The 12337-nt window shown below is 35.0% G+C and carries 12 protein-coding genes and 1 pseudogene; 5 read left to right on the top strand and 8 right to left on the bottom strand.

Annotation, left to right across the window (positions count from 1 at the left end):
- Positions 1 to 16: 16 nt before the first annotated feature.
- Genes CHHT_RS06885 through CHHT_RS06895 form a run of 3 tightly spaced genes read right to left on the bottom strand, consistent with a single transcriptional unit; the run spans position 17 to position 2161 of the window.
- A complete protein-coding gene (locus CHHT_RS06885; protein WP_034963379.1) occupies positions 17 to 631 on the bottom strand; it encodes a lysophospholipid acyltransferase family protein in 615 nt (204 codons plus the stop codon).
- Positions 615 to 1922: a tRNA (N6-isopentenyl adenosine(37)-C2)-methylthiotransferase MiaB gene (gene miaB / locus CHHT_RS06890; RefSeq protein ID WP_034963381.1), complete on the bottom strand. Its 1308-nt coding sequence runs from the start codon at positions 1920 to 1922 to the stop codon at positions 615 to 617. The genes CHHT_RS06885 and miaB overlap by 17 nt, the downstream gene beginning before the upstream one ends.
- Positions 1919 to 2161, bottom strand: a complete 243-nt coding sequence (locus tag CHHT_RS06895) for an HP0268 family nuclease (RefSeq protein ID WP_034963383.1) — start codon at positions 2159 to 2161, stop codon at positions 1919 to 1921. Before CHHT_RS06895 ends, miaB begins: the two co-directional genes overlap by 4 nt.
- A gap of 205 nt (positions 2162 to 2366) precedes the next feature.
- Here CHHT_RS06895 and nusA point away from each other — a divergent pair, with 205 nt between their 5' ends.
- The 3 genes from nusA to CHHT_RS06910 all read left to right on the top strand — a co-directional run bounded on the left by nusA (position 2367) and on the right by CHHT_RS06910 (position 6069).
- Positions 2367 to 3464, top strand: a complete 1098-nt coding sequence (nusA, locus tag CHHT_RS06900) for a transcription termination factor NusA (RefSeq protein WP_034963385.1) — start codon at positions 2367 to 2369, stop codon at positions 3462 to 3464.
- A gap of 293 nt (positions 3465 to 3757) precedes the next feature.
- Positions 3758 to 5392, top strand: coding sequence for a methyl-accepting chemotaxis protein (locus tag CHHT_RS09295; RefSeq protein WP_115608581.1), 1635 nt, complete (start codon positions 3758 to 3760; stop codon positions 5390 to 5392).
- Between the two features lie 59 nt (positions 5393 to 5451).
- Positions 5452 to 6069 (top strand): IMPACT family protein, encoded by a 618-nt coding sequence (locus CHHT_RS06910; RefSeq protein WP_034963711.1) that lies wholly within the window; start codon positions 5452 to 5454, stop codon positions 6067 to 6069.
- 19 nt (positions 6070 to 6088) lie between these two features.
- On the opposite strand, the gene thiH is transcribed toward CHHT_RS06910, so the two are convergent.
- The 4 genes from thiH to thiS form a co-directional block, all read right to left on the bottom strand.
- Entirely contained in the window at positions 6089 to 7249 is a 1161-nt protein-coding gene (gene thiH / locus CHHT_RS06915) for a 2-iminoacetate synthase ThiH (protein ID WP_034963709.1), read from the bottom strand.
- A 1-nt stretch (position 7250) separates the two neighbouring features.
- The gene (locus tag CHHT_RS06920; protein ID WP_034963707.1) at positions 7251 to 8012 is read right to left on the bottom strand and encodes a thiazole synthase; all 762 of its coding nucleotides are present in this window, start codon (positions 8010 to 8012) and stop codon (positions 7251 to 7253) included.
- Positions 8005 to 8805 (bottom strand): sulfur carrier protein ThiS adenylyltransferase ThiF, encoded by an 801-nt coding sequence (gene thiF / locus CHHT_RS06925; protein ID WP_034963705.1) that lies wholly within the window; start codon positions 8803 to 8805, stop codon positions 8005 to 8007. Before thiF ends, CHHT_RS06920 begins: the two co-directional genes overlap by 8 nt.
- Before the next feature lie 152 nt (positions 8806 to 8957).
- Positions 8958 to 9158, bottom strand: coding sequence for a sulfur carrier protein ThiS (gene thiS, locus CHHT_RS06930; protein WP_034963702.1), 201 nt, complete (start codon positions 9156 to 9158; stop codon positions 8958 to 8960).
- 180 nt (positions 9159 to 9338) lie between these two features.
- Between thiS and CHHT_RS06935 the strand changes: the two genes are divergently transcribed.
- Both CHHT_RS06935 and kcuS read left to right on the top strand, forming a co-directional pair.
- The gene (locus CHHT_RS06935; protein ID WP_051663797.1) at positions 9339 to 11462 is read left to right on the top strand and encodes a carbon starvation CstA family protein; all 2124 of its coding nucleotides are present in this window, start codon (positions 9339 to 9341) and stop codon (positions 11460 to 11462) included.
- A complete protein-coding gene (gene kcuS / locus CHHT_RS06940) occupies positions 11449 to 11646 on the top strand; it encodes a KCU-star family selenoprotein (RefSeq protein WP_051663796.1) in 198 nt (65 codons plus the stop codon). The genes CHHT_RS06935 and kcuS overlap by 14 nt, the downstream gene beginning before the upstream one ends.
- A 102-nt stretch (positions 11647 to 11748) precedes the next feature.
- Here kcuS and CHHT_RS06945 read toward each other — a convergent pair.
- Positions 11749 to 12330: pseudogene (locus CHHT_RS06945) on the bottom strand (autotransporter outer membrane beta-barrel domain-containing protein); the annotation flags it as partial.
- Positions 12331 to 12337: the final 7 nt, after the last annotated feature.

Genomic DNA, 12337 nt, shown 5'->3' on the forward strand with positions numbered 1-12337 from the left:
TAGCATTAAAAACACTTTACGACTCTTGCATATGTTTTGCTATGAGTTCTTTAGCCTCGTCTAGACCTAAATTAGCTACGCTAAAAGGCTCACTCAAAGTATAAGTAATCGTACTAAATGGTTTTGGCAAAATCATCTTATCCCAGCTTTTAAACTGCCAAAAATTAGTAGCTGTATATTTTAAAATCACTATATTTACTTCCATTTTTTGAGGTATTACGACGCAACCATCACTTATACTATGTCTTGGCCCTCTTGGTCCATCTGGAGTTATGACTACATCAACACCGGCTTTTATCTCTCTAAAAGCTTGTAAAAGAGCCTTAAGAGCTCCTTTACTAGAGCTTCCTCTTATAGTTCCTATACCAAAATAACTCGATACGGTACTTATTACCCTACCGTCTTTATGGTCTGAGATGATGACTTTTGCATTTTTGCCTTGCCACCATCTTTTAAATACAAAAGGAAACATTGCAAGTTTTCCATGCCAAAAAAGTACTACGCATGGCTCTTTTGATACGGGATTACCGATAAATCTCTTTTTACAAGTCAGATAAATCGCCCATAATATACAAAAAATCACAATAGAAGCAAATTTAATAAACAATCTATCTTTAAATGATTTTTCCATATAAAACCATTCTTTTTGGATCTGTTATCTTAACTTGTACTAATTTACCCAAAAGCTCTTCACTGCCTTTTACTTGAACTAAAAAATTATTTGAGCTTCTTCCAGCTACACTTGCGTTTTCTCTTAGCTCTTCAAAATATACTTCATGCACAGCTCCCATCTGAGTAGCGACTATCTCATCTAGCATTTTAGTGTGCAGATCTTGAAGCAAGGCTAAGCGTGCACTAGCTGTTTTTTCATCGATCTTGTTTGTCATCACAGCAGCAGGAGTAAGCGGACGAGGCGAGTACTTAAAACTGAAGATTTGCTCAAATTTGACTTTTTCCATAACTTGCAACGTATCTTCAAAGTCAGCTTCACTCTCACCAGGAAACGCAACTATGATATCAGTTGATATAGCAACGCCTGGGCAAAGTTCTCTTAATTTTAAAGCACGCTCAATAAACCACTCTTTACTATAACCTCTTTTCATAGCTTTAAGAATCGCAGTTGATCCACTTTGTAAAGGCATATGCATTGATTTACAAATTTTAGGATTCTTGCTAAAAACTTGTAAGAATTTATCATCCATATGTAAAGGATGCGGACTAGTAAAACGAATCCTCTCTACACCATCAACTTCGCTTATCAAATTTAAAAGATCGCTAAAATCGAGTTTTTCATGAGCTCCAGAAAACCTTTTGCCATAATTATTTACGTTTTGACCTAGTAAAAATATCTCTTTTGCACCGCCATTAGCCGCTTTTCTTACTTCATTTAAAATAATATCTTTTGGTATGCTTATCTCATCACCCCTAGTTTGAGGCACTATACAATACGTACATTTCTTATCGCAACCTATCATTATATTTACGAAACTTTTATATGGACTTGAGCGAAAATCTCCAAAAGCGTACTCGCTCTCATCGTGATTTATATCTACACTTACGAATTTAGGCGTATTTACAGCTATGCTTATCTTTGAAACATTTCTTGCCCCAAGAACAAAATCAACATAAGGCGCTCTTTTAAAAACCTCACTTCCAAGGTGACTTGCAGTGCAGCCACAAACTCCTATTTTAGCACCTGCTTTCTTAGCTTTTTCGTAAGCTCCGATCTCACTAAAAAGTTTATGAACTGGCTTTTCTCTAACTGAGCAAGTGTTTATGAGGATCAGATCTGCACTTTGCAAATCATGCGTTACTTCATAATCTTCTTTTTCTTTTAGTTCTGCGATGATATGTTCGCTATCTCTGACATTCATCGCACAACCTAAAGTTTGGATGAAAAGTTTCTTTTTTACGCTACTCAAAGGATATGAACCTCATACATATAGTCATTTTCATCAAGACCGTATTTTACCGTTCTGTGATAAACGCTAAGGCCTTTTTCCTCAAAATACTCAACTAGACCGATCAGCTCTTTATGAGAGTTTTCTTTATCAAAATAAAATATTTTACCACCATCTTTAGCGACTGCGGCTTCTATCTTATCTAAGCTTATAGTTTTTGGTTTATTATCAAGTTCTGTCCTAGCTAACTTTAACTCCATCATCTATCCTTTATTTTGTATAGTTTTAACTCGTGAGCATAGCAAAATTTGAGTTAAATTTCGTTTAAAACAAGGCTTAAATTTAAAATATCTTTCCTAAAGACTTAAAGAAAATAAAAGTAAAGATTAGTTAAAATATCGTACTTGCAAATTTTAAATCTCCCAAAATTTATTATTTTCAATAAAGATTTTCAAAGGATTTTTTATGGAAAAAATTTCAGATATTATAGAATCGATAGCAAACGAAAAGGGTTTGAGCTATGATGATGTTAAAGACAGAATTTGCATAGCTTTCGTAAATGCCGCAAAAAGACTTTATGGATCGCAGTGCGAATACGAAGCTACTCTTGATCAGCTCACGAAGTGTATCCATTTATACCAAAAAATTCTTGTAGTAGAAGATAGTGATGAAAGGCTTGATGAGGAGCATTTTATCAGCTTAAAAAAAGCCCACGAAGTTGATTCTAGTCTTGAGATAGGCGATAGTTTAAACTATGAGTTAAATATAGACGGTCTTGGACGTACTGGCGCAGGAGTTCTCTCACGCGAGATAGAATACCACATACAAAGACTTATCGAAGAAAAAATTCATGAAAAGTATAGCTCAAAAATAAATACATTAGTGTTCGGTACTGTCACTAGAGTAGATAGCGATGAAAATACCTATATCGAGATAGATGAGATTCGCGCGGTTATGAGTATGAAAAATCGTATAAAAGATGAAAAATTCAGAGTTGGAAATACAGTAAAAGCTATCATAAAAAGTGTAAATTTAGATAAAAAAGATGGAATAAGAGTTGAGCTTTCACGCACATCGCCTAAATTTCTTGAAGCGCTTTTAAAAGCTGAAGTTCCAGAGATCAAAGATGGCGGCGTAGTGATACACAACAGCGCTAGAATACCTGGTAAAAAAGCAAAAGTAGCACTATACTCAAATAGTCCTAGCATAGATCCAGTCGGTGCTACAGTAGGCATAAAAGGCGTTCGTATAAACGCAGTGAGCGCAGAGCTAAACGGTGAAAATATAGATGCTATCGAGTATAGTAGCGAGCCAACTATCTTTGTAGCTAGGTCTTTAGCTCCTGCTATCATAAACTCAGTAAAGATAGAAGGAAATAAAGCCATAGTCTCACTAGTAGCAGAGCAAAAAAGCAAAGCCATAGGAAGTAGTGGCATAAATATACGCCTTGCAAGTATGCTAACTGGTTATGAGATAGAGCTTCATGAAGTAGGAAGCGCGGCAAAAGAGATAAACAACGAAGAGGGACTCAAAAACCTAAAAGCTTTATTTGGCGATATGTAGTAAATTTAGAGTATTTACTAGACGATCCCTCACCGATAAATTTTGATTTTACTTGAATATAGTATTCAAATTTATAACATTTTAAATATAATTTTTGTTATAATTTCAAGAAAATATCGAAAGTTTTGTATGCCAGGTATTAGTTCAAACAAATATACAAATCATATATCGGGGGGGGTATAAAAATAAATTTATAATACATACTTATGATTACTTTTAAATTTAAATAAAGTTTATTTAAATTTCTACTTTATAATCAATTTATCAAATACATAAATGCAAAAGGAGCAGACATGAAGTCATTAAACGCTAAAGTGATATCGATAATATTTACTATCGCAGCACTATTAGTTTTTCTATTTATATCTATAGAAATTTTACTTTCAAAAGCAAATTCTTCTTTTGAAACTTACACAAGCACAAACGACAAATACGATTATCTAAACGTAGGATTGATAGAAGCTTATCAAACAAGCGTTGCGATAAGAAATTTAAATATCTTCGGCTACGAAGAGACTGCGGCTAAGAATTTAGAAAGTTCTTTAAACGGTTTTATCAAAAATACAAATGACTATCTAAAAGAAGCCGGTAAAAACGATATCTTGCAAAATGTATTTAACGCTTTTGCATCAAAAAACCAAAGCTTTTTAGATAACATAAAATCAAACAAAGAAATATCTGATCAAGATATCAAAGATATAACCGTAATTTGGAGAAGCTTAAAAAAAGCAATGCAAGATGAAATGAACAAACTAAGCAAAGTAGAAGAGACAAATCGAGCCGGTTTTGAAGAAACGGTAAATGCCTTAGTTATGTATGCTTCAGTGCTGATAATAGCGATAATAATTCTCTCAAGCTTAATATTGTGGTTTTCAAAAATATACCTTATAAATTCCATCAAATCTATAAATGATGGTCTCAAAAACTTCTTTGACTTCCTAAACCATAAAAATAACAATCCAAAAGATATAAAACTAAACTCTAATGATGAGTTTGGAGTAATGGCTAAAATGATCAATGAAAACATAAATTTAGTCAAAGAGAATTTAAATCAAGACTCTATAGCTGTAAATGAGTCTCTTCAAAGAGCAAAAGAGGTAGAAAACGGAAATCTAAGTGTAAGAATAACTTCTAAACCAGCATCACCAGGATTAAATCAATTAAAAGATGTATTAAATAATATGTTATCTGCATTAGAACAAAAGATAGGAAGTGATATAAACGTTATTCAAAACACGTTTGATAGCTTTAAGAATTTAGACTTCACTAGTAAGATACCAGAGGCTAAAGGTGAAGTAGAAAAAGTAACTAATCTACTTGGTAATGAGATCACAAAGATGCTAAGCGATAACCTAGCTCAAGCAAATAATCTACAAGAAAAAGCAAATAGTCTAAAAACTCTAGTAGATAGTTTAAATACTTCAACTAAATCTCAATCAGATAGTCTTCAAGAAAGTGCAGCTGCTGTTGAAGAGATGAGTAGTTCTATGGAAGCTATAAATGAAAGAACTGCTGAAGTTATAAAACAAAGCGAAGATATCAAAAACATCATAACTATCATAAGAGATATTGCTGATCAAACAAATCTTTTAGCACTAAATGCTGCCATTGAAGCAGCCAGAGCTGGAGAGCATGGACGTGGATTTGCAGTAGTTGCAGATGAAGTTAGAAAACTAGCTGAGAGAACTCAAAAATCTCTAGGAGAGATTGAAGCAAATGTAAATATCTTAAGTCAAAGCATAAATGAAGTATCTCAAAGTATCAATGAGCAAACAGAAGCTATAAATCAAATAAGTCATAGCGTAGTAAGCGTTGATGAGCTAACTAAACAAAATGTTACTATAGCAAGTGATACTAATAGAGTTACTAAAGAAGTAGAAGGTATTGCTGATATTATAGTTAATGAAGTTAAGAAGAAGAAATTTTGATCGCTCTTGCGAAAATTCGTAAATTTTTTATATAATCCTCAAAAATATTTGGGGATTATATGTTTTGCATAAAACAAATTTATTCACAAAAACAAGAGATAAAAAAATCAACTTTTATAAGCTATCTATGCCCATTTTACGAGTTTGAACATCTACATAAACAGCTAAAAGCAGAGCATCAAAAAGCAGTCCATATTGTATGGGCCTATAGGCATTACAACAAATACTTACAAATCGTAGAAAACTTAAGCGATGATGGGGAGCCAAAAGGAAGTTCAGGTGCGCCCAGCTTAGATGCTCTGCGTGGCGCTGATCTCATAGATGTCGCAGTTTTTATAGTGCGATATTTTGGTGGAATAAAACTTGGCGTTGGTGGCTTAGTTAGAGCGTATAGTAGCAGCGTAAATTTAGCTATAGCTAACGCAGAATTAATCAAATTTGAGATAAAAGATGAGTGTAGATTTTTTGTACCTTTTGCTTTGATAAGTAGATTTTTACACTATTTTGAAAAGTCAAATTTAAGCGAGATATCAAAAGACTTTACGCTTGATGGTTGTGAGTTTGAGTTTAAATTTACTCAAAATGAATTTTTTGATTTTTGGAATTTTTCAAAACAGTTTTTGCAAAGTGGCTTTAGCATTTTAGCCGTGCCACTAAGTGCAAAAAACCTATTTTGATCTTATTAAAAAATTTAAATCAAACATATATATAATCACTCATCACAGGAGTAAGACCTACATTTATGATTGATTTTTTCATATCTACGACATCTCTTTCATCGCTTATCTCAAACTGACCGTCGCCTCTATCATCTTCTTTTTTTCCGCCATGCTCACCGATAGCCACGCTCACTCCAGCAGATACTTTTGTCACGCCAAGTTTTATAGCGTGATCTCTAAAATGAGCGTTTTCTCTTGTACTAAGAGTGATATTTGCATAAGGCAAAAATAGACGATAAGCCATAATAACTTGCAAAAGCTCTTTTTCACCTACATCTCGCGGATTGATTTTTTTATTATTTATGATAGGACGAAGTCTAGGAACAGAGATGGATATCTCAGCATGAGGATACTTTGACTGAAGCAAATAGGCGTGAAGACCTGTTGCCATAGCATCTTTTCTAAAATCATCTATCCCAAGCAAAGCTGCAAACGCCACGCCTCTCATACCGCCCATCAAAGCTCTTTCTTGAGCGTTTAGCCTATATGGAAAAATACGTTTATTGCCCTCAAGATGAATCTTTTCGTATTTTACGGGATTATACGTCTCTTGAAACACAGTCACAAAATCAACTCCACATCTATGTAAAAATGCGTAATCATCACTATTTAGCGGATAAATTTCTACTCCAACCACATTAAAATATCTTTTTGCAAGCTCACAAGCTCTACCTATATAACTAACTGGTGTTTTACTTTGACTTTCACCAGTTAATATAAGTATCTCTTGAAGTCCGCTTTTTGCAATATTTTCAAGCTCTTTTATGATAGCATTTTCATCAAGCTGCGCTCTTTTTATCTCATTATGAACGTTAAAACCACAATAAACGCAGTTATTATCGCAATGATTTGCTATATAAAGTGGAGTAAAAAGATAGATATTTTTGCCGAAGTATCGCTCTTTTACGCTTTTTGCAACCCTAGCCATATCTTCTAAAAAAGGTGCCGCAGCCGGACTTAGTAAAGCTTTAAAATCATCAAGACTTATCTTATCATTACTAATTGCTTTTAAAACATCTTCACTAGAAAAACTATCAAAGTCGCTCTCTTGCCACTCTTTTAAGATCCTATCCATAACGCTATGGTCTATGATTTCTTGGTTTTCGAGATATTTCATATGGTCGCTTCTATCTCGCATTTTAATCCCTTAAAAATCCAGTTAGTGGAGAGCTTGCATCTGCTATGCTTTTTACTCTCCCAAGTCCTGCTAAATACGCACTTCTACCGGCTATTACGGCTTGGCTAAAAGCTCTTGCCATAGCTCTTATGTCATTTGCTGTTGCTATGGCCGTATTTGCCATCACAGCAGCGCACCCCATCTCCATAGCCGCGCAAGCCTCGCTCGGTCTTCCAAGACCGGCATCTACTATGATAGGTATATCTATCTCATCGATTAAAATTTGAATTATTTCACGGTTTATCAGCCCTTTATTTGAGCCAATCGGAGCAGCTAAAGGCATAACCGCACTCGCTCCAGCACTTACTAAATCCCTAGCAACGACTAAGTCTGGATACATATAAGGAAGTACTTTAAAGCCCTCTTTTGCCAAATTCTCAGTTGCTTTTATGGTCTCGAAATTGTCTGGAAATAGATATTTAGTATCTTTGATGACTTCTACTTTTATAAAATCTCCACATCCAAGTTCTCTTGAAAGCCTTGCTATACGCACAGCTTCATCTGCATTTCTAGCGCCGCTAGTGTTTGGTAGAAGTGTCACATTTTTTGGTATGAACTCGGTTATGCTTTCATTTTTATCTTTATTTACACGCCTTAAAGCTAGAGTTACTATATCTACTTTAGCCTCTTCTACGCAAGCTTTTATAAGCTCTGGGTTAAATTTACCAGATCCCATTATAAATCTTGACCCAAACTCTACTCCGCCTAAAATAAATTTATCCATCTTGCTTTACCTTATTAATTAATATTTCTAAAACTTTATTTGCTTGATGCATCGCACATATCCCAACACGTGGCGCCATAAGTCCATTTCCTAAACTAGCCGCACTGACTAAATCACCGCATATATATAAATTTTTTGCTAGTTTTAGCGTCTTTATCTCTTCGCTCCTACCATATCCAGCCATTCCACTAGCTGCTACTATCTCTTTATTTTTTAGCGAGTTTATGAGCATAGCTTTTGAAGTTGGATTATCAAAGCATTCACACACGACATCGCAGTTTTTAAAAACGTCATTTACGTTTGTTTCATCAAGCTTTATGGTTTCAAACTCAACTTTTACAAATGGATTTATAAGCCCCATAGTCTCACAAAGAGCTTCTGTTTTAAAGCGTCCGATATCTTTTATAAAATATTGTTGGCGATTTAAATTTGATGGATCTACTGTGTCAAAATCAACTAGTTTTAAATACCTTGTCCCTACTCGTCCAAGAGCTATAGCTACACTGCTTCCTAGTCCTCCCAGACCTGCTACACCTACTTTTGCTTGTTTTAGAGCTTTGGTTACTTCAGGAGAGTTTCTTGAACTCATCATCTCTTCTAAACACTGGAGTGGCGGCATCTGTCCTTTTTTGATAAAAACTATGCTATCTCCGTCATTGATCTCTAGATTTTCACTAACGCTAAAACCTTTATATATCGTTAGTTCATCAACTATATTTAACTCAGCTTTAAGTCCAGCTAAATCTTTTACGCAAGTTTTATAATCTTTGGAATTTACTCTTATATTTTTCATTTTGGAATTATAACTTATATAAAGTAAGTTTTATTTAAATTATGATTTTATTTGTCCTATTTAAATTTATTTTAACTATGAAAAAGTATGTGAAATATTTATTTTTATTTGACTGAGTATTGGTAAAATGCTAGGCGATAAGCTAGACCAAATCATCCGCCTCCAACGAACTCTACGATTTCTAAACTCATATCAGGTTCTAGCAAAAACTCTTCCCACTTCGTTTTTCGTACGATCTCTTTGTTGCATTCCACAGCGATAAGCTCTAGATTATAACCATTTTGCTCTAGCCACTGCTTTAGACTGATACTTTTTGCTACTTCTACTATATTTGAATTTACTTTTATATTCATCTCTTATCCTAAATTTATACTTTTTATATTATACATCATACAAACTTAACATAAAAAGTCATATAGATATAATTATTATCAAATAAATTTGTGTAATTTCTACACAAATATAACGATATTATATAATAATTTTAAATTTATCACAAATCAATAAGAAGTTTTAAGCAAATTTATAAGAAAATGAACGCTACTAAAGATTTTAAAACAAAAGGAGAGAATTTGAAGTTGTATCAAAAACTTCTGTGGGTACTCGTATCCATTATCGGTGCTTGGGCTTTTGGTGTCTTGGCGCTAAACAAAGGCGAGAGTATCAGCGCAACATGGCTAGTTGTAGCTAGCATTTGTATCTATATGATCGGCTACACGTTTTATGGAAGATTTATCGCTTTTAAGGTTCTTAGACTAGATGATAACCGTGCTACTCCAGCCTACACTATGAATGACGGTAGAGACTATACTCCTACAAACAAATACGTACTTTTTGGTCACCACTTTGCAGCCATTGCAGGAGCTGGTCCACTTGTAGGCCCGGTAGTTGCGGCTCAAATGGGCTACTTGCCAAGTATGATATGGCTTTTAGTCGGTGTCGTTTTAGCAGGAGCCGTACATGACTTTATCGTACTATTTATGTCTGTAAGAAGAAATGGTAAAAGCCTTGGCGAAATGATAAAAGAAGAACTTGGCGGATTTACCGGCGGCGTTGCTATGATAGGAATTTTCTTTATTATGCTTATCATTGTAGCTATACTTGCTATGGTTGTCGTAAAAGCTCTAGCTGATTCTCCTTGGGGATTATTTACCATAGCTATGACTATTCCTATTGCTATATTTATGGGAATTTATATGAGATTTTTACGTCCTGGTAAAGTCATAGAGGCTTCTATCATCGGTTTTGCTCTTCTTATGATATCTCTACTTGGCGGTCACTATGTAGCGATAGATCCATTTTGGAGCAATGTATTTTCTCTAAAAGGCACAACTCTAGCATGGCTTACTATAGCTTATGGATTTATAGCAGCTATACTTCCTGTATGGTTCTTGCTTGCACCACGCGATTATCTAAGTACGTTTTTAAAAATCGGCGTTATAGTTGGTATGGTTATAGCTATACTTATAGTTGGACCTGAGATTAAAATGCCTGCGGTTACTTCATTTACGGACGGTACTGGACCAGTATTTCCTGGACCACTATTTCCATTTTTATTTATCACTATAGCTTGTGGTGCGATATCAGGTTTCCACGCTCTGATTTCAAGCGGAACTACTCCAAAACTTGCCGAAAAAGAGAGCGAGACACTATTTATCGGATACGGCGCTATGCTTATGGAAAGTCTTGTAGGTGTTATGGCTTTGGTCACTGCTACCATACTCACCCCTGGACTTTACTTTTCTATCAACACATCTAGCACTCTTCTTGGACTAGATGCAGCAAGCGCCGCAGCTTATATAACAAATTTAGGATTTACCGTAACGCCTGAAGAGATCTTAGGTCTTGCAAAAAGCGTTGGCGAAGAAACTATGATGAGCAGAACCGGTGGTGCGCCTACATTTGCAGTGGGTTTAACACTTCTATTCCACGAGATAATGGGTGGAGTTGAAGCAATGCCTTTTTGGTACCACTTCGCGATACTGTTTGAAGCATTATTTATCCTAACAGCGGTTGATGCTGGAACAAGAACCGGTAGATTTATGATACAAGATATACTAGGTAACGTTTATAAACCTATGGGCGATACAAAAAATTTATTTTACGGTGTAGTTGCTACTTTTATATGTTGCACTGGCTGGGGATACTTGCTTTATAGTGGCGTTACTGATCCTATGGGCGGTATATTTACTCTTTGGCCGTTATTTGGTGCATCAAACCAAATGCTAGCTGGCATCGCCCTTATGCTTGGAACCGTAGTATTATTTAAAATGGGTAAAGCAAAATACTCATGGGTTACAATCGCTCCTCTTGTTTGGGTTTTGGTAACTACTATGTACGCAGCATTCCAAAAACTACTTCCAGCAAACGGAGATAGAGTTCATGACGCAGTAAGCCACGTAGCAACTGCTCAGAATATGGCTAAAAAGCTAGAAACATTAACCGATCCAGCTGCGATAGCTAAGACCGAAGCAGTCATCAGAAACAACGTAATAGACGCAGTCTTATGTGGATTTTTTATGATAGTTGTAGTCGTAGTAGCAGTGCAAACTTTTAGGATCTGTTTTAGAATTTACAAAGACGGTAACGATAAAGCTTATCCACTTATGGAAAGCGAATACAAAAAAGCGAGTGAATACAAAGATGCTGTTTGCTAAACTAAAAAAAGTCTGGCAAGCGTATGAAAAACTTGATGAAGCCCTTTATCCTTTGATAGGACTTCATCAATATGAAAAGTATTTGAAGCATTTCAACAAGCACCACCCTGGAGAGCAACCACTTTCTAGAGCGCAGTTTTTTAGAGAAGCTCAAGACGCTAAAGCCAAAAATGTAAAATGTTGATAAACTTGGAATGGTTTAGGTTAAACCGTACGAAACCAAAGTTTATCAAATTTATATAAATCGTTATTGTAGTAGTTATCTACAAATTTTTATGTTTTTTTGTTAGAATTTAAACTCCGCATTTATTCCGCCGGTGACTCCTTCTCTTTTACCAGTAAGCCCTTGTAAATTTAGATCTAAAGTCAAAGGTTTAAACGGTGTTTTAAATTTAAATCCAAATTCGCCTATAGCGGTATTTCCTCTTAAGGTAGGTGAAACTAGATCTTGATTTTGAGTTAAATTTGTAGCTTTTGCATCAGAGTTAAATTCTCTTTCAAACGCTGCTCCACCATAAATCTCAAAATTATCATCTAAATAGTACGAATACCTACTTCCGAGTCTTGCACGGATAGAGTTTGAGTTGTAATATTTGATCTTTTCACCGATCACTTCTATCTCATCACTACCCAAACGAGTTACGAAAAACTTCGTATAAATATCTAAATTTGAAACGCTATTTAGCTCAAATATCTTACCAAACCCTATATGTCCACCCCAGTATATCCTAGAGCTTTCAAACTCAGCATTTTGGCTTGGATTTATATCGCTACTTTTATAGTCCGAATAAACCCTACCAGCTCTTACGCTCGCTTCTAAATAATAATTTTTGATCATATCAAATTTGCCTAAAAATCCACCGCCGTAGTATTTA

It is taken from the genome of Campylobacter hyointestinalis subsp. hyointestinalis (assembly GCF_013372145.1).
Taxonomy (GTDB): domain Bacteria; phylum Campylobacterota; class Campylobacteria; order Campylobacterales; family Campylobacteraceae; genus Campylobacter; species Campylobacter hyointestinalis.

Coding starts and splice junctions, on each gene's coding strand:
- CHHT_RS06885 (WP_034963379.1), bottom strand. CDS start 631: ATGGAAAAATCATTTAAAGATAGATTGTTTATTAAATTTGCTTCTATT.
- CHHT_RS06895 (WP_034963383.1), bottom strand. CDS start 2,161: ATGGAGTTAAAGTTAGCTAGGACAGAACTTGATAATAAACCAAAAACT.
- nusA (WP_034963385.1), top strand. CDS start 2,367: ATGGAAAAAATTTCAGATATTATAGAATCGATAGCAAACGAAAAGGGT.
- CHHT_RS09295 (WP_115608581.1), top strand. CDS start 3,758: ATGAAGTCATTAAACGCTAAAGTGATATCGATAATATTTACTATCGCA.
- CHHT_RS06910 (WP_034963711.1), top strand. CDS start 5,452: ATGTTTTGCATAAAACAAATTTATTCACAAAAACAAGAGATAAAAAAA.
- thiH (WP_034963709.1), bottom strand. CDS start 7,249: ATGCGAGATAGAAGCGACCATATGAAATATCTCGAAAACCAAGAAATC.
- CHHT_RS06920 (WP_034963707.1), bottom strand. CDS start 8,012: ATGGATAAATTTATTTTAGGCGGAGTAGAGTTTGGGTCAAGATTTATA.
- thiF (WP_034963705.1), bottom strand. CDS start 8,805: ATGAAAAATATAAGAGTAAATTCCAAAGATTATAAAACTTGCGTAAAA.
- thiS (WP_034963702.1), bottom strand. CDS start 9,158: ATGAATATAAAAGTAAATTCAAATATAGTAGAAGTAGCAAAAAGTATC.
- CHHT_RS06935 (WP_051663797.1), top strand. CDS start 9,339: ATGAACGCTACTAAAGATTTTAAAACAAAAGGAGAGAATTTGAAGTTG.
- kcuS (WP_051663796.1), top strand. CDS start 11,449: ATGCTGTTTGCTAAACTAAAAAAAGTCTGGCAAGCGTATGAAAAACTT.